The organism is Nocardiopsis sp. TRM 82005, from assembly GCF_056312425.1.
Map to the genome: position 1 here is coordinate 249164 of NZ_JBWDTQ010000011.1, position 19942 is coordinate 269105.

Below are 19942 nucleotides of genomic sequence, written 5' to 3' on the forward strand. Positions count from 1 at the left end.
GCACGCCCATGTCAGAGTTTTGTTAACACTGGAGTCATATTGGTCGTATTGTTCGTGAAACGTCCACCTGGGCGTTTGCCCGGCCGGACCCCCGCTTCCCCCGGCCCGGCGAACTGGAGGACACATGACCACGCATCCCGCGCGCGGCCGCCTCTCGCTCACCGGTTCCCTCTTCATCGGCTACGTGCTCCTGCTGGCACTGGCCCTGGCCGCCGTGGGCGCCCTGTGGGCGGTCCACCTGGACCGGGCCACCGACCGTCAGTACGCCGAGCGGGTGCTGAGCGTGGCCCGCTCGGTCGCCGTCATGCCCGAGGTCGTCGGGGGCCTCCAAGCCCCCGACCCCGCGGCGGACCTCGACCCGCTGGCCGACCGCATCGCCGCCGCCACCGACGCCGAGTTCGTGGTCATCGCCTCCCCCGAGGGCGTCCGCTACTCCCATCCCGACGACGACCGCGTAGGCCGCACCGTGTCCACACCGCCCGGCCCGGCCGCGGAGGGCCGGGAGTGGACCGGCGTGCAGGAGGGGACGCAGGGACGCAGCGTGCGCGCCAAGATCCCCGTGTTCTCCGGGGGAGGCTCGGTCAACGGCGGCGACGCCAGGGGAGAGGTCCTCGGCTACGTCTCCCTGGGCATCCTCACCTCCAGCGCCGCCACCGAGGCACGTGCCGCCGTCCCCGCGATACTGGGCATGGTGGCCGTGGTCCTGCTCCTGGGCGTGGGCGGAGCGTGGGTGCTCTCCCGACAGGTCCGTACCAAGACCCACGGGCTCGAACCCGCCGACATCACCGCGCTGCTGGAGAGCCGGGAGGCCCTGCTGCACGCCGTCCGTGAGGGCGTCCTCGCCGTCGACGGCGAGGACCGCCTCGTTCTGGCCAACCCGCCCGCCCGCGACATGCTCGGCCTGTCCGACGGCTCCGAGGGCCGCCGCCTGGACGAACTCGGCCTGTCCGAACGCGTCCGCGACATCGTCTCCGGAGACGATCCCGGCGACGACCGCCTCCTGCTCGCGGGCAACCGCATCCTGGTCGCCAACCGGATGCCGGTCCGGATGCACGGCCAGGACGTCGGTGCGGTCGTCACCTTCCGGGACCGCACCGAACTGGACCGCCTCACCGGCGAACTCGACGGAGCGCGCACGGTCACCCGCGGACTGCGCGCACAGACCCACGAGTTCGCCAACCGGGTGCACACCGTCGCCGGGATGCTCGAACTCGGCGCCTACGACGAGGCCCGCGCCTACCTGGCCGACCTGTCCGCCACGCACACGCGCACCAGCACGGACATCTCCGAGCACGTCGACGACTCCGCGCTGGCCGCGCTGGCCATCGCCAAGTCCGCGCAGGCCTCCGAGACGGGCGTGGAGCTGCGGCTCTCCCCGATGACCAGCGTCCCCACCCTGGACAGGGAGGTACGCTCCGACGCACTGCTCGTCCTCGGCAACCTGGTCGACAACGCGCTCGACGCGGTGGCCTCCGCCCCGCACGGGTGGGTGGAGCTGATGGTGCGGCTGCACAGGCCGCACACCGCCGACACCGTCGACCCGCCGCACGACCTGCTGGAGATCCGGGTGACCGACTCCGGACAGGGCGTGGCCGACGACGTGGCGCAGGAGATCTTCCGGCTCGGGTTCACCACCAAGGCGTCCCGGGACGGCGGGACGCGCGGGCTGGGCCTGGCGCTGGTCAAGCAGGTGTGCGAGGGCAGAGGGGGAAGTGTGGAGATGGAGGCGCCCGACGCCGACGAGGGCGCGGTGTTCACCGCCTGCCTGCCCCTACAGGCGTCCGAGGCGGAGGGGGCGGTCCGGTGATCCGCGTACTGGTCGTCGACGACGACGTGCGGGTGGCCCGCAACCACCAGGGGCTGGTGGAGTCGCTGCCCGGGTTCACCGTGTCCGGGGTCGCGCACACGGCGGCCGCGGCCCTCACCCAGATCCAGGGCCACCAGCCCGACCTGGTACTGCTCGACCTGCACCTGCCCGACGCGTCCGGGATCTCGGTGATGCGCGCCCTGCGAGCCGCCGCGACCAGCGCCGGGCCGCAGCGGACGGACTTCCTGATGATCACCGCCGTGCGCGACATCGCCCACGTGCGGTCGGCCCTGCACGGCGGCGCCGTCCACTACCTGCTCAAACCGTTCCCGCTCAGCGCGTTGCGCGACCAGCTGGAACGGTACGCGGTGGCACGCCGCCAGATGGACGCCGACGGGGAGACCACCCAGCAGGAGGTGGACCGGCTGTTCGGACTGCTGCGCCCGCCCGCGGCCCGGTCGCTGCCCAAGGGGCTGACAGCGGCCACCGCCGACCTGGTGGCGGGGGTGCTGCGTGAGGCGGAGGGGGAGGTGTCGGCCTCCGAGGTCGCCGGTCGGGCCGGCGTGTCCCGGGTGACCGCGCGGCGCTACCTGGAACACCTGTGCGCGGACGGGCGGGCCGAGCTGCGCATGCGTTACGGCTCGGCGGGCCGACCGGAGCACCTCTACCGCTGGGCGGCCTGAGCCTCCTCCGGCCCGCCGCCGATGTGCTTCCTCCACGCGCCGTCGGCGGCGGGCCGGTGCGGTACGAACCGCACTGGGGAGGGGAGGCCGGTTCCGGGGCCCGTATACCTGGGCGGCCTCGTGGTACTGGCCTTCCCCCAGACGCGGCTCGGTGACGCCGACCTCGCCGGGCAGGGGCGGTGGTCCAGTAGGAGGGGACGCCGAAGGCCGCGTACTCGTGGCACTTGGGTCCCTTGCCCCGGAAATGTCGGTGGCGCGTGCCACACTCGGCACATGTTGGACCATCTCGGCATCCAGGTCAGCGACCCCGCGGCGAGCGCCGCCTTCTACGACAGGGCCCTCGCCCCGTTGGGCGCCAGGCGCGTCCTCGACTTCGGAGCGAACATCGCCTACGGCACGTCCTCCCCCGAGTTCTGGATCGGGCCCGTGAACACGCCGGGTGGGGCCCGCGAGTCCCACATCGCCTTCACCGCCCCCGACCGGGCGACGGTGGACGCCTTCTTCGCGGCGGCCGTCGAGGCGGGCGCGAGGGTGCTCCACGAGCCGCGGGTATGGCCCGAGTACCACGAGCACTACTACGGCGCGTTCGTCCGCGACCCCGACGGCAACAACGTCGAGACCGTCTCGCACGTCCCCGCCTGAGCACCGTTCCGCCTGACCGTGGGAGGCCGGCGCTCCGCGCCGACCGGCCTCCCCGGCGGGCCCTACGCCGCCCCGACGGAGTGCCTGCTCGTGGCCGCCTCCGCCGCGGCGACCGCGCTGTTGAACGACACCTCGCCCAGCAGGCCGGGGGCCGCCACCGAATCGCCGACCAGGTAGAGGCCGTCGCCCCGGTCCACCGCCGGACGGTCCCGCCACGTGCGCCCCGGCAGATCCAGCGCCCCGGTACGCCCGCGCGCCGCCTGGTCGCGCCGCCACGTCACCCGCTCCCGCCACCGAGGCAGGGACAGGTCCAGGAACCGTTCCATGCGTTCGGTGACCGCGGACCGGGACTCGTCCGGACGCACCGGCAGCTGTGCCTGCACCAGTTCCTCGCCCTCCGGCGCGAGCGTGCGGTCCACCAGCGAGTAGCGTTCCAGGAAACCGCACTCGTCGGCGTCGAAGACGATGAACGGGTCCCGGCCGCGCCACAGCGCCAGGTCCGCCATCAGGGTGTGTCCGCTCTCCCACTCCAGCGAGTCGTCCCCGAGCAGCGCGCGGGCCGACGCCAGCGATGTCGCGACGACGGCCGGCGTGTCGGGGACCGAGTCCGCCCTCGCACCGGTCTCGATCCGTACCCCCATCTCCCGGGCCCGCACGGCCATCCGCTCCACCAGTGACGTCCAGCCGCCGACCAGGTACCTGGGTGCGGGCCAGCTCGGAGCGGTCACACGTAGGAACCTCTCCCAGACGAAGGAGGCCGACAACCGCGACGGGTCGTGGTCGAACAACACCACGCCCATCATGTTCGCGGCCACCCGAGCGGCCTCCTCACCGAGCTCCTCTCCGGCCCACGAGCCGAAGTCACGGTCGTACGGTGCCCGTAGCCTTCGCCGTGTGGCTGCCCTGAGCAGCGCGTACGGCGGCACGCCCACCCGGCCCCGGCGGCGTGTCCCCACCCGGGCCAGGCCGCGGGCGGGGAAGGGGAGGTACGGCGGGAGCAGGCCGCGCTCCGCCAGTCACGCGAACGGGGGCCCGTCCCCGTAGAGCACGTGCGGTCCCTCGTTGGCCACGTACGGCGGCCCGGTGGCGCGGGCACGCCCGCCCAAGGGTCCGGTGAGCCTCCAGCAGGGTGACGTTCGCGCCCCTCTCGGCGCTGGCGATGGCCGCGGTCAGTCCGGCGAGGCCACCGCCCACAACGGTGATGTCCATGCTCCTAGGACGGTTCGGGTGCCCGCAGGCGTGACATCTTCTCGGGGTTGACCAGGAGGTACACGTGTTGGATCCGGCCGTCGGCGATGTCCAGGGACACCAGCGTGGCCACCCTGCCCCCGGCGGAGATGACCCCCGCCGGACCGCCGTTGACCTCGGTGACCGCGGTCCGCAGCTCCTCCGGGTCGCCCCCGGCCAGGCCCATCGAGCGCAGGAACCGCTCGGTGTTGCGGGGCTGCGACAGGGCCGTCAGGAACCGGCCGACCTTCGCCACGCCGTCCAGCACCCGCCGGGGCGCCTTGGCCCTGCCGCCGCTGTCGCTGACCAGGGTGACGTCGTCGGCGAGCAGGTCGGTCAGCCCGTCCAGGTCGCCCTCCAGGCAGGCCTTGAGGAAACGCTCGGTGATCCGCCGCCGTAGGGCCCGGTCGGCCTCGAACCTGGGGCGCCTGCTTCGAACGTGCTCGCGTGCCCTGCGCGCCAGCTGGCGGGTGGCGGCCTCCTCCCGGCCGATGACACCGCCGATCTCGGCGTAGGGCATCTGGAAGGCCTCGCGGAGCACGAACACCGCTCGCTCCAGCGGACTGAGCGTCTCCAGGACCACCAGGAGCGCGAACTCGACCGAGTCCGCCAGCTCGGCGTGCTCGGCGCCGTCGGGGACGTCGCTGACCGGCTCGGGCAGCCAGTCGCCCGCGTAGGCCTCACGCCGGACGCGGGCGCTGCGCAGCCGGTCGATGGCGAGCCGGGAGACGACGGTGACCAGGTAGGCGCGCGGGTCGTCGACGGTGGCCGGATCGACGGCGGACCAGCGCAGCCACGCCTCCTGGACGACGTCCTCGGCGTCGGTGGCGGTGCCCAGGACGCGGTAGGCGATACCGGTCAGGAGAGAGCGGTGTTCTTCGAAGACATCGGTCGTCATGCCAGGAAGACGTATCACCCCGGCCCTCGTGTGACATGCGCTCTGGTGCCGTGTCGGTACCGGCCGTGGTCCTCCGGGGAGGCACCGCGGCCCCGGCGGGGATAGCGTGGCGCGGGAGAGAGCGAGAGGAGCCGGTGTGTACCGACTGCGGGAGTGGGAGCCGGGTGACGCGGACCGGCTCTTGGAGGCGTTCGCCGAGCCGGAGCTGGCCTGGCAGGCGCCAGCGGTGCCGACCACCCCGGATCAGGCCCGTGAGTGGATCATCCGGCTGAGGCTCCTGGCGAAGGAGGGCTCCGCGTTCGGGTTCGCGGTCGTCGAGTCGGACGGGCCGGTGCTGGGGCACGTCCAGGTGGACGTGACCAGCAGGGGCCTCGACACCGGCTGGGTGTCGTATTGGACCCTGTCCGAGGCGTGGGGCAGGGGTGTGGCCACGGCCGGCGCGCTGCTGGCCTGCGAGTTCGCCTTCGCCGAGCTGGGCCTGTTCCGGTTGGAGCTGGGACACCGAATGGACAACCCGGGTTCGTGCCTGGTGGCGCGCCGGTCCGGGTTCAGGCCGGAGGGGATCGAGCGACAGAAGCTCCGCTACGGCGACGAGCGGTTCGACACGGGCTCGCACGCCCGGTTGGCCACCGACCCGGTGGAAGGCGTCGAGCTCCGGCCCTGCGCGTACTGAACGTCGCGGGGCGACCCCGGCACGGACGAGGACGCGGGGCGCGGCTGTGCCGTGCCCCGCGTCCCCATGACGTTCGCGCGCCTGAGGGGTTCCCAGCGGATCGGTCTAGTCGTCCACGGCGACGATGCCGGAGGTGTTGGTGCTGGAGACCACGTTGCAGCCGCCGCCGTCCAGGCCGGTGAAGGCGAGCACCTCGGCGCAGACCGGCACGGTGACGTTCTGGATCTGGGCGTTGTTGTCCGCGGCGGCGGTGCCGGTCATGGCGCCGAAGGCGAGGCCGGTGGCGAGGACGAGGCCGGAGACGGAGGCAAAGCGCTTCATGGTGTTGGTCCTTTTCGGTTCGTGGTGTGATCGTTGATGCTGGAGGGGCCAGGGCCCCGTGGTGCCGGATCCGGGTACGGGAGTGGGACCGGGTCCTAGTCGTCGATGGCGATGCCGCTCGTGGAGTTCCAGTTCACGACGTTGCAGTCGCCACCGCTGACGCCGGAGGCCGCGAGGACGTCCAGGCAGATCGGGATCGTGATGTTCTGGATCTCGGCGTTGTTGTCCGCGGCGGCGGTGCCGGTCATGGCACCGAATGCGAGGCCGGTGGCGAGGACGAAGCCGGAAACCTTGGCGATACGGGACATTCTTCTTGCCTTTCGGAAGTTCAAAACAGGCTGGCTTTAGCCGCCGTAAATAACTTAGCGTAACTAGAGACGTGCTTGGAGTACTTTCGGGGAAGAGTCCAGAGTTTCCTTGGAATTTCTTCGGCTTCGCAGGTGACATGACGGACATATCTCTGCTTCGGAGCGTCACCGCGTTACCGACCGAAAAGATGGCAGGTTCCTGTATACGGCGAATGCATCGGAATCGGTGTGTATCCGACATCGGGCATAGAAAAAGCCCGCACGGTGGTCACCGTGCGGGCCCGAACCAGTTCTGGGCTACCAGCCCTGCTGCTGTCCGTATCCGGGGTACTGCTGCTGGTCGTATCCGGGGTACTGCTGCCCGTACCCGGGCTGCTGGCCATACCCCGGCTGCTGTCCGTATCCGGGGTACTGCTGCCCGTACCCGGGGTACTGCTGCTGGTCGTATCCGGGGTACTGCTGCTGCCCGTAGCCGGGCTGCTGGCCGTACCCCGCGTACGGGTCCTGCGGCTGGGCCCCCGTCGGATGGTGCTGGTAGGGGTACTGCTGGCCCGAGGGCTCCTGCGGGTACGTCTCGGCTGACCCGTTCTTCTTGCCGTCCGGGTCCGGACGGAAGATGAACAGACGGGCGGGCTTGTCACCCTCCTCGCTCGGGGTGATCAGGTCCAGGTGCCAGCCGGCCTCCTCGATCCCCTCCAGGATGCGGGTCAGCCCGGGGCGAAGCTTGCTGGAGGGCTCGTCATAGGCGTTCACCTCCAGCTGGATGATGAACATCCGGCGCTTCTGCTGCGCGGCGACCTTGGCATGCTCGACGACCGTGCTGTCCCTCACGACCTGCGTGACGCTCATGAATAACCGTACCCATCTGCTCTGCGTGGAGCTTGCCGTACCCGTCGGGCTGCTACCCGGTCATCCGCGTCCACCGTGGCGGGACTCCGCCGGGCTCCGCAACCATGATGCCCCCTGCGGGAGCGTCTGGCCACAGAGCCCGAACGGCCACCTGCCGACGGGGTCAGGAGGCGGCGGCGCGGACGGCCTCGACGACGGGCGTCTCTCCGTTCACCAGGTTGAGAACCTTTCCGACCGTCCCCGGTTCGTCCAGAAGGGCGACGATCACCGAAGCGACATCGTCACGGGTCACCGAGTCGCGCTCGACCTCGGCGCCCAGCGCCACCCTTCCGGTGCCCGGGTCGTCGGTCAGCCCTCCCGGACGCAGGATCGTCCAGTCCAGCTCCAGCCCGCGTTCGCGCAGGTCGGCGTCGGCGGCGCGCTTGGCCTCCACGTAGGCCGCCCATACTTCGCCGGTGCCCTCCGGCACCGGCTCGTCCACGTTGATGGCCGACACCTGGACGAGGCGGCGCACACCCGCCAGCGAGGCGGCGTCGGCGGTGAGCACGGCCGCCTTGCGGTCCACGCTCTCCTTGCGGTCCGTGCCGCTGCCCGGACCCGCGCCCGCGGCGAACACGACGCCGTCGGCGTTCATGACCTTCTCTGCCAGCTCGGTGACGGTGGCCTTCTCCAGGTCGACCACGGCCGGTTCGGCACCGGCGTCGATCACGTCCTGGGAGTGGTCGGGATTACGAATGAGGGCGACGGGCTCGTCACCGCGGTCGGCCAGCTTCCTGGCCAGCCGCAGTGCGATCTTCCCGTGTCCCCCGGCGATGACGATACGCATGGGGGAAGCGTATGTCCTCAGAACACGGGAACCGGGGCGCGAACCCGCCGACGGACGGGACACCCCGGACTCCGCGCGGCCCCTCGGCCCCGGCGCGGAGCCCGGAAAGGACCCGGCCCTACTCGACCGTCCAGGTGTCCCCGCTGGCCAGCAGGGCGGCCAGCTCGCCGTCGCCACGCTCGGCACGGGCGTCGGCGACCTGCTCGTTCACCAGATCGTCGTAGGTGGGGCGGTGTACGTCCCGGAACACTCCGACCGGCACGTGCTCGAACGCCGGTTGGTCCAGGCGCGACAGCGCGAACGCGTACCCGGGGTCATCCCGGTGCGCGTCGTGCCGGATCAGCCGGTCCTCGCCCACCGAGTCCACGTCCACGACTTCCAGGCCGCCGAACTCCCCCGCCACCACGCCCCGGTCGGAGCCCAGCCGCAGCGGCTCGCCGTGCTCCATGCGCAGCAGACGGGTGTCACGCGCCGCGGGGTCCTTCAGCGGCTCGAACGCGTCGTCGTTGAAGATCGGGCAGTTCTGGTAGATCTCCACGAACGAGGCGCCCGGGTGGTCGGCCGCCGCCCGCAGCACCGAGGTGAGGTGCTTGCGGTCGGAGTCGACCGTGCGGGCCACGAACGTGGCCTCCGCGCCCAGCGCCAGCGACACGGGGTTGAACGGGTGGTCCAGCGATCCCACCGGTGAGGACTTGGTGATCTTCCCGGCCTCGGAGGTGGGGGAGTACTGGCCCTTGGTCAAACCGTAGATCCGGTTGTTGAACAGCAGGACGTTGATGTTGACGTTGCGGCGCAGCGCGTGGATGAGGTGGTTGCCCCCGATGGACAGCCCGTCGCCGTCACCGGTCACCACCCACACCGACAGGTCCGGGCGGCTGGTGGCCAGCCCGGTCGCGATCGCCGGGGCGCGCCCGTGGATCGAGTGCATGCCGTACGTGCTCAGGTAGTAGGGGAAGCGGGAGGAGCAGCCGATCCCCGACACCATCACGATGTTCTCGCGTGGCACGCCCAGCTGGGGCAGGAAGGACTGGAAGGCGGCCAGGACCGCGTAGTCACCGCACCCCGGGCACCAGCGCACCTCCTGGTCGGACTTGAAGTCCTTCATCTTGTACGCGGTGTCGGTCGTGGGCACCAGGCGGAGCCCGCCCGTGGCGCCGGCTCCGTCCGGTCCGGACTCCGGGCCGCCGTGGATGTGGCCGCCCCGGTCGGGGCCGTGCCCCGTCACGTTCTCAGTCACGGTCGATGACCTCCTGAAGCACGCCCGCGAGCTCCTCGGCCTTGAACGGCAGGCCGCGGACCTTGTTGTAACCGATGACGTCGACCATGAACCTGCCGCGCAGCAGCAGGGACAGTTGGCCCAGGTTGATCTCGGGGACCACCACACGCTCGTAACGGCGCAGCACCTCGCCGAGGTTGGCCGGGAACGGGTTCAGATGCCGCAGGTGTGCCTGCGCCACCCGGCCGCCCGCGCGGCGCACGCGGCGCACCGCGGCGGTGATCGAGCCGTACGTACCGCCCCAGCCCAGTACCAGGACGTCGGCCTCCCCACCGGGGTCGTCCACCTCCAGCCCGGGGATGTCCCGGGCGATCGCGTCCACCTTGCCCTGGCGCGTGCGCACCATCAGGTCGTGGTTGGCGGGCGTGTAGGAGATGTCACCGCTCTGCGCGTGCTTCTCGATGCCGCCGATCCGGTGTTCCAGACCAGGCGTGCCCGGCACCGCCCACGGGCGGGCCAGCGTCTCCTCGTCACGTAGGTAGGGCAGGAACGCCCCCTCCGTCCCGTTCGGCTCGGTCGCGAACCCGGGGTCGATCTCCGGCAGCTCGGACACCTCCGGCAACTGCCAGGGCTCCGAACCGTTGGCCAGGTAGCCGTCGGAGAGCACGACCACCGGTGTGCGGTAGCGGACCGCGATCCGGACCGCCTCCAGCGCGGTGTCGAAGCAGTCGGCGGGCGAGGAGGGAGCCACCACCGGTACCGGGGACTCGCCGTTGCGCCCGTACATGGCCATGAGCAGGTCGGTCTGCTCGGTCTTGGTCGGCATGCCGGTGCTCGGACCGGCGCGCTGCACGTCGATGACCAGCAGCGGCAGCTCGGTCATCACCGCCAGTCCCATGGTCTCCTGTTTGAGCACCATGCCCGGGCCGGAGGTGGTGGTCACTCCCAGGGAACCGCCGAAGGAAGCGCCCAGGGCGGCACCCACACCGGAGATCTCGTCCTCGGCCTGGAACGTGCGCACCCCGAACTGCTTGTGCTTGGACAGTTCGTGCAGGATGTCCGAGGCCGGCGTGATCGGGTACGAGCCCAGGAACAGGGGCAGGCCAGACCGCCTGGACCCGGCGATCAGGCCGTAGGCGGTGGCCAGGTTGCCGGTGATGTTGCGGTAGGTGCCCGCCGGGAGCTTGGCGGGCTTGATCTCGTAGGAGACCGCGAAGTCCTCGGTGGTCTCGCCGAAGTTCCACCCGGTCTGGAACGCGGTCAGGTTCGCGGCGAGGATGTCGGGCTTGGTGGAGAACTTCGACTTCAGGAACGAGGTCGTCCCCTCGGTCGGCCGGTTGTACATCCACGACAGCAGCCCCAGGGCGAACATGTTCTTCGCCCGTTGCGCGTCCTTCTTGGAGATGTCCAGATCGGCCAGCGCCTCCACCGTCATGGACGTCAGCGGCACCGCGCTCACCTTGAACGCCTCCAGCGTCCCGTCCGTGAGCGGGTCGACCGTGTACCCCACCTTGGCGAGGCTGCGCTTGGTGAACTCGTCGGTGTTGACGATCACGGTGGCGCCCCGGGGCAGGTCGCCCAGGTTGGCCTTGAGGGCCGCGGGGTTCATCGCCACCAGCACGTCCGGTGCGTCCCCAGGGGTCATGATGTCGTGGTCGGCGAAGTGCAGCTGGAAGCTGGACACTCCGGGAAGCGTTCCGGCGGGCGCGCGGATCTCCGCGGGGAAGTTCGGCAGGGTCGACAGGTCGTTGCCGAACGACGCCGTCTCCTGCGTGAAGCGGTCACCGGTCAGCTGCATGCCGTCGCCGGAGTCGCCGGCGAAGCGGATGATGACGCGGTCGAGCTGTTCGATCTGTTTGGCCACTGAGATCGACGACCTCCTTGGTGAGCCGCCGGTCGTGACGGGCGGCGGCGCTCGTGTGTCAGCCCCGACCGGACCGCATCGTCGCGGGACGGGTGCCTGGTTCGGGGACGTGGGGACAGCGTTCGCGGCCCTCGCGATCGCCGGATGCGCCAACCCGGTCTCGCGCGGTGCGGCCGCGCCGCGACGGCCGGGTCGTGAAGGAGCCAGTCCTCAACGACACGGCCATCCGCACACCGGACCGAGGGGTCGGAGTCCCGACGGCCTGGTACGCGGAGTGATGAGGGCCACGCTCGCACTATAGGTCGTCTGGCCCACCGCGGAGGTGCCCGGGTGGCGATTCTCACACGTGCTGCGGGGCACAGTGAGCGCCCGGGCACCGGGAGGAGGGGAGAGGGGCCGGTGGGAGGCGAGCGGTACGGGGCATGTGAGGGGCCGGGGAGACCAGGGGTGTGACCGGCGGCTGGCCACAGGGGGAACGCGGAGCGCCGACCCGCACGTTTGTCACCATGTATGCGCATCCATGGTCGGCTGAGTGGGGAGGTGGCGGCGTGCACGTCAACGTGGCCCGTGCGGTCGGTCTGTTCGTCGGCGTCGCGGTGCTCGTCGTCATGGTCGGCTGGCTGTGCGGCGCCGAGAAGGGCGCCCAGTTCTCCCTGACCCTGGTGGTGTGCGCCGGGGTGCTGGTCTACCTCTTCGGTGAGACCCTGGCGCTGCGCGCGATGCGGGCTCGGCCGGTCAGCGAGATCGAGCAGCCCGAGCTGTACCGGATCGTCCGTGAGCTGGCCACAGCGGCCAGGCAGCCGATGCCGAGGCTGTACCTGTCGCCCGTGCGCTCGCCCAACGCCTTCGCCACCGGCGGGAGCCCGCGACGTGCCGCCGTGTGCTGCACCACAGGGCTGTTACGCACTCTGAACGAGCGCGAGCTGCGCGGGGTCATCGCCCACGAACTGGCGCACATCCGCGCCCACGACACCCTGATCAGCTCGGTCGCGGCCACCCTGACCGCGGTGATCACGGCCATGTCCATGGTCGCGTTCCTCCTCCCGCTCGGGGACTCGGAGGAGACCGACATGCCCAACCTGCTCGGCGGGCTGATGGTGGTGCTGCTGGCACCCCTCGCGGCGCTGATCGTCTACTTCGGCGTGGGGCGCCGGCGCGAGTTCCGGGCCGACGAGCAGGCCGCACGGCTGACCGGGGACCCGGAGGGGCTGGCCGGAGCGCTGCGCAAGCTGGAGGTGGGCGCGTACCGGTACCCGCTGCCGCGGGAGCGCAGCCTGCTGGCTTCGGCGCACCTGATGACCACCAACCCGTTCCCGGGCGGGGTGGGTCGTCTCTTCTCCGCCCACCCGCGGACCGCGGAGCGCATCCGGCGGCTGCGGGGACTGCGCCGGGAGTGGGACATGGGTGGATAGACACGGCGACGGCCGCCCACCAGGAGGTGGGCGGCCGTTCGATCGTCGCTACCTGTAGTTGACGTACTGAGAAGGGCATCCCGGCCTCCCAGCTCAGGAGACGGGGATGCCCTCTGACGTGCTGTTACGTCTCTTGGTGCTTCTCGCTGTTTCGCGCTACATCCCGGACCCGTGTGCCCTGGGTGTGCCCTGGAGGGGTGCGCAGGTGCGCTTGTCAGGAGCGAAGAGCTGGCTGAATAGGTGGTTTTACTGTGCGCTATAGGGGTTCCATCTACACTGGCGTCTTATGACCCCGGCGCTCTCCCCCCAGCTCATGTTTCGGAGCCGTCTCTGCCGCTGCGGCCCCCCACCTGAAGACTGTGTCCCTGACAACAGTCTGTTGGCTCAGGTATCTCTCAAAGGTGATCGTTATCGCTCAGCCCCTCGTGTAGACAGAGGGAAGTTGCCTCCTGAGGTGGATGTGTCCCTGCTTGTCAAGGATGAGCAGGTGACTCTGAGCGACATGCTCGCGTACATCCTTGGAGGCAGGGAGATCAAGCAACGGGATCTACAAGCAGCTAGCTGGCGGATCGCAGCAGCCAAGTGCTTTCGGCAAGCAGGTTTTGCTGTCGTCCACACTCCCGGCAGGGTGTTCCGGCCTTCGCACGTGTCTGTGGTGTGGCCAGCGACTGATCCGCTGCACGCTCCCGAGTATCCTTGGCCGAATCACATGGCGGATAGCTTCGATGCATGCTTTGATGGGTACCAAGGAGATGAGGTGAACACATGAATCTCGACAGCTTGGTGGCACGGGGGAACGCTCCGTGGTTGCCTAACAACACTGCGGAAGACCTGCAGGTTTGGTACGGCTATGAGTGTCCCTTGGCCGGTACCTTCTCAGTTGCTGGCAAGGTCGTTCTGTTCACCGCACTCAATGGTGCACACGAACGAGCTTCAGTCTGGGCCTATGCATGCTTCACAGCGGAGGAAGCTGCTGTATGGGGCGACCCTTACTTCCAGACTGCTGGTGACCTGCACCGGTTCATGGAAGGCGAGTTCGCAGGCCGAGAAGCTTGGTTCGCTCTCGCCGTTGACTTCGAGATCAAACACTGGTCAAGGCTGGACGTCGAAGATGACCTGCTGACGGCTGGGGTTGAGTTCCTTGACTTTGTCCTAGAAGCTGCTAGGCCAACACCAAGCGAGCGCTTCCATACCCGGCTTGCTGCAGTGGAAGACTCGCCTGAACTCGTGGATGCATAGCCTTCCATGGCAAAGATAGGTCGCCGATCTACTTGCCGTTGTGCCCTCCAGGCGTGTTAGGCTCCGTCCACGCTCGCGTGGACGGAGCCTAACACGCCTGGGACGCGCAACCTTTACACGCTCTCACCTGCAGTTATTACAGAGAGTGTGTTTTTTTGTGTCTTGGAGGGTCATCACTACTACGCTCCGACCGCTGCGCTGATCTCCGATCTCGGAGCGTAGTAGTGATGACCCGCACAGGGATAGATATTTACCACTTCTTTGCTGAATTGATGCAATAATGTTACCTTAGGTTTCATTCACATCCCCCACACTCCCGCGCTTTTTAGCCTCGCTTCTCTTCCTTTGCGTTTGCCTGAGGCCACACGCTTCGCGTGCTGCCCGCTCCCTGGCTGCTGTCCTGGCCTGGTTGTCTGGATCCTGACGCTTGCCCGGCCTGTGTGCTCTGTCGGTCCACCACACCCCTTGGTGTCCCTGGACTGGTGCTGCCCTTGGTTCGCTCACCCCGTGACGAATGCCGTGCCCGAACTCCTTGGGCACGGCGGGGCGCGCGAGGACGCGCCGCGCGGGACGCTGGCGAGCGCGGACGCGGCGCGCCTACCGCCGGGCACCCGGCAGGGTGTCCAGCGACCGCGCTCTGCGCACCCTGGTTGCTCGGTACATCAACACGCTCGCACTGATTCGCCCGTGGAGAACGCTCCCCGGTGAACTGTGCCCGCGGCATCCGCACCCGCTCGCCCCTGCCGCGCCCTCGACCCCCGAACACCACCCCGCCGCCGGCCCCGCACCCCTTTCGAGCGCTTCGCTCCCGCACACCCGGCCCGGCCTGCCTCATACGCCTGGCGCTTCGACCCGCCCGGGTCGACCCAGCAAAGGAACCAGGCCCCACCCCCACACCCCTCCCAATCCCTTCCTCCCGTACCCTCCCCACCTCCCTGAGGTGGTGATCAGACTTTGGGCGGTGTCCTGTCCGGGGCTGGCTGAACCACCGCCAGGGGGCCATTACGCTTGCCCCGCCAATGGGGAGGGGGCTCGCCCCCTCACCCCGTCTTCACCCCTCCGGCCCCCTGGCGGTGGTTCAGGAGGATCCTGCCCCGGAGAGGTGCCTAAAGTCTGAGCGCCGCCGACCCCACCAGGACCTCCCCGCACCGCAGGTGCGGGCTTGAGGAAGTAAGGAAACCTTCAACAGGACAGGGCATAGGCCCGAGCCGGTATCTCCTGTCCTTCTCCGAGCCGGTGGGTGATCTCCCCGATGCACACCCATCCCAGACGCTCGTAGAGGCGTATCGCGGCCTGGTCCTTCTCCATCACGTCCAGGACGAGTTGCCAACCGTGCTTTTGGCCGAACTCCGTGACCTGTCTCATCAACGCCTGTGCGGCTCCTCGCCCTCTCGCAGTGGGGGAGACGAACAATCTGCCGACTGAGGCCACGAGTTCCCGTTTGCTGCTGTTCTGGGCCTTCCACAGCTTCACGGCGTCATCGCTGCTGTTGGGACTGAGGCTGACGTGTCCGGCTACCGACCCTTCGGTTAGTGCGACCCATGCCCGGCCGCTCTCGTCGAGTTCCAGCCATCCCCGGGGGTCGGCAACGCCTTCCACGGGGTAGCCGTCTCGCTCGTGTACCTCCACCAGCAACCGGGCGCAGGTGTCTAGGTCCTGCTCTTCGCGTGGTCGGACTTCCACCTCGTGGCTCATCGGTCCTCAGTCCTCTACCGGCATGTTGTAGTCCAGTGCTGCGAAGTCCGCGCGCATGATGAAGTTCGTGACTTCGAAGGGCGTGCCTTCCTGGTCAATGCCTGTGTGGAGAACGTCGATGACCGGCACACCGTCAGGGATCGACAGTCCTTTGACCTCATCCCGGGTCGGCATCCGGGCGCAGATCTCTTCGCGCACACGGGTGATCGCGTGTCCTTGCTCCTCGAAGCGTGCGTAGAGGCTGCCCTTGCCCATGTTGGCGGAGTTGGCCAGCACGGTATCCCCGGCGACTTCCACGGGGATGTAGGTAATTCCGAGCTGCACAGGAGCCTCGTCCGCGTAGTACCAGTTCTCCCGGCGAATCACCTGAGCGTCGTCGGCAAGCCCGAGCCGCTCCCTCACTCGGCCGGGCGGGTGTACCCGCTCGATGGAGGTGCAGTCAACGCGTGCGGCCATGCCCTGGCGTGCGAGTTCGGCTCGGTAGGGGGACAGGCCGGTCTCCTCGCGCAACCGTCGCGAGTAGCGCTCGCTGCCGAATCGGAAGAGCTGCCGCTTAGCGCGCACGAAGACGCCCCGCCCGTGCTGGGCGTCCACTAGCCCTTCGTCAGCGAGTAGGCGCATGGCCTCCCGGGCTGTGTTGCGCGCTGTCCCGTACCGCTGGGCCAACTCACGTTCGGATGGCAGCTTCTCGCCGGGTTCCAGCACACCGCTGGTGATGGAGTCGCGCAAGTCATTCGCTATGCGGCGACTCGGCAGAAGAGGTTCCTCGGTCGGTGTCATACACCCAGCGTACAAGCTGGCTCAAGCCAGTAGCTTGACCACTCTCAACAGGTGTGCTCTACTGGCTTAAGCCACTACTGGCTCAAGCCACTTCGAGGAGACCTTATGGTGCTCGCCGCTTCCGCTCTCGCTTCCTCCACCCGCATGACCCGTTCTGGCTTCTTCGCCAAGGTGGAAGGCGCTCTGGCCGCCGGGGACTTCGCGAACCTGCCCGTACCCGCCCCGCTCGCCCTGCTGCCCGACAGCGAGCTGTGCGACCAGTGCGAGGGACGCGGCTGCCTGCCCAAGAAGGGGCGCAAGGGCCAGTGGAAGCTGTGCCCCTCCTGCACCGGGGTGAACGGCCGCCACTCCGGGTGGGACTTCACCCGCTACCCCCGGGGCACCCACGGCGCCCCGTCGTTCTTCCGGCACACCACAAGGGACCACGGCAACGTCCGCGAAGACTGGGGACCTTGCCCCTCCTGCGACATCGACCCGGTCAGCGGACACCAACGCTGCGAGAACGCCCGGGTGCCCTGGGTGCCGGACTGCCCGGCCTGCGGTGACACCGGGTGGGCGCTGCTGAAGGTCGCGCCCCTGCCTGTCGACACCCCCATGGACGCCGACACCGACTTTTGAATCCGCCCCCGACACGGTGCCCAATCCGACCAAGAACCGTCACCGTGCCGGGGTCCGCGAAACGTTCCCGGCCTGGGGCTGCTTCCACACACCACCCGGGCCGGGGCTTCACCTACCCAACGAACCCCACACGCGAATGCAAGGAACGAAAGGCGCTTCCCATCATGCCCCACCCCGGCGACGCTCCACAGCCCCGTCGCGCACCCTCCACAGAGCAGATCAGCGAACGCGTGGCCACCGGCGCACTCGATGACGTGCTCTCCACCATCAAGCGGGTCGGTGGCTGCTCTGAGCCGCTGCGGCTGCGCGGCCAACTCTCGGCCGTGGACACGGCCACCGGGACCTCTGAGGCGGTGTGGTCCACCACCGGCCAGCCCGGACAGGTGCTCATGGTCGCCTGCGGCAACCGCCGCGCTTCCCGGTGCCCGGCCTGCGCCGACACCTACCGGGGCGACACCTTCCACCTCATCCGCTCCGGACTCGTCGGCGGAGACAAGGGCGTCTCGGAAGCCGTGCGCTCCCACCCGCGCGTGTTCGCCACCCTGACCGCCCCCAGCTTCGGCCCGGTCCACCGGGGACCGGACGCCTCCGGCAAGCCCGTGCTCTGCCACCCCCGCCGCACTGGTGCGGCCTGCTACCGCCGCCACACCGCAGACGACCCGGCCGTGGGTCAACCACTGGACGCGGACGCCTACGACTACGACGGGCACGTGCTGTGGAACAACCACGCCGGGGACCTGTGGAGCCGCTTCACCGTCTACCTGCGCCGCCACCTGGCCGACGCCGCCGGGATCGGGCGCACCGAGTTCAACCGCACGGTGCGGGTCTCCTACGCCAAGGTGGCCGAGTTCCAGGCCCGGGGCCTGGTCCACTTCCATGCCGTGATCCGCTTGGACACCAAACGCCCGGACGGCCTCGTGGAACCCCCGCCCGCCTGGGCGACGGTGGAACTGCTCACCGACGCGATCCGTTCCGCGGCTGCGGCCGTGGTGGTCCCGGCCGACACCGACACCGGTTCCAGGTTCCTGTCCTGGGGTGAGCAGGTGGACGTGCACGCGATCACCTCGGGCGCCTTCACCTCCGGTGGGGTGGATGAGGAAGCGGTGGCCGCCTACATCGCCAAGTACGCCACCAAGTCCACCACCGAGGACGGCACCCTGGACCGGCGCGTGTTCGCCGGTGCTCCGCTGGACCACCTGGGCCTGTCCGACCACCAGCGCAGGTTGATCCACGCGTGCTGGCGCCTGTCGGAGGTGCGGGGCCTGGAGGAGCGCAAGCTTGACCGGTGGGCGCACACCCTGGGCTTTCGGGGTCACTTCTCCACCAAGTCGCGGCGCTATTCCACCACGTTGGGGGAGCTGCGGCAGGTGAGGCGGGATTTCCGCATGGGGCAGGCACGCGAAACCGGTCATGACGAACTACTCGGTGACCTGCCCGAGGCCATCGAGGACACCACGCTCGTGGTCGGCTCGTTCTCCTTCGCCGGGCAGGGCTACGCGCATCCCGTGGACCGGTGGTTGGCCGAGTCCCACCACCGCAGCCGCGTGTACAGCCGCAGGATCGGCCGCGAACAGCTCGCCGAGTTGGAAGAGGCCGCCTAATGGCCGTCTACGACCGATGGCACAAGTCCCAGGCCGCAGAAGGTGACACGCCCTGCCGCGAGCACAAGCAGATCCCTGGTTCCGAACACGGCATCGGGGACCGTTGGCAAGTTCGGTGGCGTGACGAATTCGGCAGGCAACGGAAACGGAACTTCCCGAAGAAGTCAGGCAAAGACCCCGAGGTTCACGCGGAAGCCTTCGACGCCAAGCTGAAAGCCAACGCGTCCAAAGGGCTGTCCGTGGACACGGACTCCAGCAACATGCTCCTGAGGGACTACGGGGCGCTCTGGCGCTCGGGAGCGATCAATCGCGCCTCCACAGCCGAACGCATGGAGTCCGTCTTCCGGCTCCACATCGACCCCGTCCTCGGGCACCTCAAGATGTCGCAGGTGCGGGCATCGCAGATCCGCGCATGGATCAAGGATCGGTCGGCCGTTCTGGCTTCCTCAACCCTCCGAGTGGCCTACAGCTACGTGACCGCGCTGTTCTCGTGGGCCGTGGTCGATCGGGCGATAGAGGTCTCACCGTGCAAGGAACAGCGGCTGCCTGAAGCTGGCAAGCACGACCACTACATTCCGACTCCTGACCAGGTTCACGGCCTGGCCGCACACCTTCCCGCCCGGTACTCCGGTATCGCCTACCTCGGGGCCGGCTGCGGCCTCCGGGGCGGCGAGATCTTCGGTCTCGAACTCGACGCGATCGACTTCGGGCGGCGCGAGATCGACGTACGCCAACAGCTCATCGCTGTGACCGGCCGTAAGCCCTTCCTGGGGCCTCCCAAGACCAAGACCTCGGCCCGCACGGTCGAACTGCCCGAGGTGGCCTCTGAGGCGCTGCAACGGCATCTTGAGCGCTTCGCTCCGGTGGAGGTGGAGATCGAAGACGAGACAGACTCCCACAACCCTCGATGGAGGAAGGCGAAGCTGGTCTTCCTCTGGGGCGGTGTCACCGGTGGCTTCGGGGACCTGGCCCCGATTCACCGGGCCAACTGGTCGCACGTGTGGTCACCCGCTGCCCGTGCCGTCGGTATCCCCAAGGGCGTCGGCCTGCACTGCCTGAGGCACTACTTCGCGACCCTGCTCATCCATGAGGGGGCCTCGGTCAAGACAGTTCAGATGGCATTGGGGCACTCCACCCCGACCGTGACGCTCAACACCTACGTGGGGGAGTGGCCCGAAGCCCAAGACCGAACGCGCGCCCTCGTGGACAACGCGCTCGGCCTTGTGCCCCGGATGTGCCCTCCTCGGTGATCCGCTCAGCTCCCGCGCAGGTCACGGCGGTGA

Annotated in this window: 18 protein-coding genes and 1 pseudogene; 9 read left to right on the forward strand and 10 right to left on the reverse strand. The window is 69.1% G+C overall.

All coding sequences use genetic code 11. The annotated features are described in order from the left end of the window. Positions 1–124 precede the first annotated feature (124 nt). The 3 genes from AC0T5L_RS08775 (at position 125) to AC0T5L_RS08785 (ending at position 3132) form a co-directional block, all read left to right on the forward strand. The gene (locus tag AC0T5L_RS08775; RefSeq protein WP_476164894.1) at positions 125–1807 is read left to right on the forward strand and encodes an ATP-binding protein; all 1683 of its coding nucleotides are present in this window, start codon (positions 125–127) and stop codon (positions 1805–1807) included. Further along, complete coding sequence (locus AC0T5L_RS08780; protein ID WP_476164895.1) at positions 1804–2490, forward strand: response regulator; 687 nt, start codon at positions 1804–1806, stop codon at positions 2488–2490. Before AC0T5L_RS08775 ends, AC0T5L_RS08780 begins: the two co-directional genes overlap by 4 nt. 273 nt (positions 2491–2763) lie before the next feature. Then, on the forward strand, positions 2764–3132 hold the full coding sequence (locus AC0T5L_RS08785; protein WP_476164896.1) for a VOC family protein: 369 nt from the start codon (positions 2764–2766) through the stop codon (positions 3130–3132). Between the two features lie 62 nt (positions 3133–3194). On the opposite strand, the pseudogene AC0T5L_RS08790 reads toward AC0T5L_RS08785, so the two are convergent. Together AC0T5L_RS08790 and sigJ are read right to left on the reverse strand one after the other, a co-directional pair. Further along, positions 3195–4341: pseudogene (locus tag AC0T5L_RS08790) on the reverse strand (NAD(P)-binding protein). A 4-nt stretch (positions 4342–4345) separates the two neighbouring features. Further along, entirely contained in the window at positions 4346–5257 is a 912-nt protein-coding gene (gene sigJ / locus AC0T5L_RS08795) for an RNA polymerase sigma factor SigJ (protein WP_476164897.1), read from the reverse strand. A gap of 136 nt (positions 5258–5393) precedes the next feature. On the opposite strand from sigJ, the gene AC0T5L_RS08800 reads away from it, so the two are divergent. After that, positions 5394–5930 (forward strand): GNAT family N-acetyltransferase, encoded by a 537-nt coding sequence (locus AC0T5L_RS08800; protein WP_476164898.1) that lies wholly within the window; start codon positions 5394–5396, stop codon positions 5928–5930. Between the two features lie 105 nt (positions 5931–6035). Here AC0T5L_RS08800 and AC0T5L_RS08805 read toward each other — a convergent pair whose 3' ends face one another. The 6 genes from AC0T5L_RS08805 to AC0T5L_RS08830 all read right to left on the reverse strand — a co-directional run bounded on the left by AC0T5L_RS08805 (position 6036) and on the right by AC0T5L_RS08830 (position 11314). Beyond that, on the reverse strand, positions 6036–6251 hold the full coding sequence (locus AC0T5L_RS08805) for a hypothetical protein (protein WP_476164899.1): 216 nt from the start codon (positions 6249–6251) through the stop codon (positions 6036–6038). A gap of 95 nt (positions 6252–6346) precedes the next feature. Beyond that, positions 6347–6559 carry a hypothetical protein gene (locus AC0T5L_RS08810; protein WP_476164900.1) on the reverse strand — a complete coding sequence of 71 codons (213 nt, stop codon included), beginning with the start codon at positions 6557–6559 and terminating at the stop codon, positions 6347–6349. 297 nt (positions 6560–6856) lie between these two features. Continuing rightward, the gene (locus tag AC0T5L_RS08815; protein WP_476164901.1) at positions 6857–7408 is read right to left on the reverse strand and encodes a hypothetical protein; all 552 of its coding nucleotides are present in this window, start codon (positions 7406–7408) and stop codon (positions 6857–6859) included. A gap of 163 nt (positions 7409–7571) precedes the next feature. Continuing rightward, a complete protein-coding gene (locus AC0T5L_RS08820; RefSeq protein ID WP_476164902.1) occupies positions 7572–8234 on the reverse strand; it encodes an SDR family oxidoreductase in 663 nt (220 codons plus the stop codon). 118 nt (positions 8235–8352) lie between these two features. Further along, a complete protein-coding gene (locus AC0T5L_RS08825) occupies positions 8353–9471 on the reverse strand; it encodes a 2-oxoacid:ferredoxin oxidoreductase subunit beta (protein WP_476164903.1) in 1119 nt (372 codons plus the stop codon). After that, entirely contained in the window at positions 9464–11314 is a 1851-nt protein-coding gene (locus AC0T5L_RS08830) for a 2-oxoacid:acceptor oxidoreductase subunit alpha (RefSeq protein WP_476164904.1), read from the reverse strand. The genes AC0T5L_RS08825 and AC0T5L_RS08830 overlap by 8 nt, the downstream gene beginning before the upstream one ends. Before the next feature lie 548 nt (positions 11315–11862). On the opposite strand from AC0T5L_RS08830, the gene AC0T5L_RS08835 reads away from it, so the two are divergent. Together AC0T5L_RS08835 and AC0T5L_RS08840 are read left to right on the forward strand one after the other, a co-directional pair. Further along, positions 11863–12726: a M48 family metalloprotease gene (locus AC0T5L_RS08835; protein ID WP_476164905.1), complete on the forward strand. Its 864-nt coding sequence runs from the start codon at positions 11863–11865 to the stop codon at positions 12724–12726. Between the two features lie 765 nt (positions 12727–13491). Beyond that, positions 13492–13965: a hypothetical protein gene (locus AC0T5L_RS08840; RefSeq protein WP_476164906.1), complete on the forward strand. Its 474-nt coding sequence runs from the start codon at positions 13492–13494 to the stop codon at positions 13963–13965. Positions 13966–15147: 1182 nt separating this feature from the next. Here the strand turns inward: AC0T5L_RS08840 and AC0T5L_RS08845 are convergent. Beyond that, entirely contained in the window at positions 15148–15660 is a 513-nt protein-coding gene (locus AC0T5L_RS08845) for an N-acetyltransferase family protein (protein ID WP_476164907.1), read from the reverse strand. 6 nt (positions 15661–15666) lie between these two features. Then, positions 15667–16440 carry a GntR family transcriptional regulator gene (locus AC0T5L_RS08850; protein ID WP_476164908.1) on the reverse strand — a complete coding sequence of 258 codons (774 nt, stop codon included), beginning with the start codon at positions 16438–16440 and terminating at the stop codon, positions 15667–15669. Positions 16441–16545: 105 nt separating this feature from the next. Between AC0T5L_RS08850 and AC0T5L_RS08855 the strand changes: the two genes are divergently transcribed. The 3 genes from AC0T5L_RS08855 (at position 16546) to AC0T5L_RS08865 (ending at position 19909) form a co-directional block, all read left to right on the forward strand. Then, positions 16546–17058, forward strand: a complete 513-nt coding sequence (locus AC0T5L_RS08855; RefSeq protein WP_476164909.1) for a hypothetical protein — start codon at positions 16546–16548, stop codon at positions 17056–17058. 164 nt (positions 17059–17222) lie between these two features. Then, positions 17223–18659 (forward strand): replication initiator, encoded by a 1437-nt coding sequence (locus AC0T5L_RS08860; RefSeq protein ID WP_476164910.1) that lies wholly within the window; start codon positions 17223–17225, stop codon positions 18657–18659. Between the two features lie 239 nt (positions 18660–18898). After that, positions 18899–19909 (forward strand): tyrosine-type recombinase/integrase, encoded by a 1011-nt coding sequence (locus tag AC0T5L_RS08865; protein ID WP_476164911.1) that lies wholly within the window; start codon positions 18899–18901, stop codon positions 19907–19909. Positions 19910–19942 lie beyond the last annotated feature (33 nt).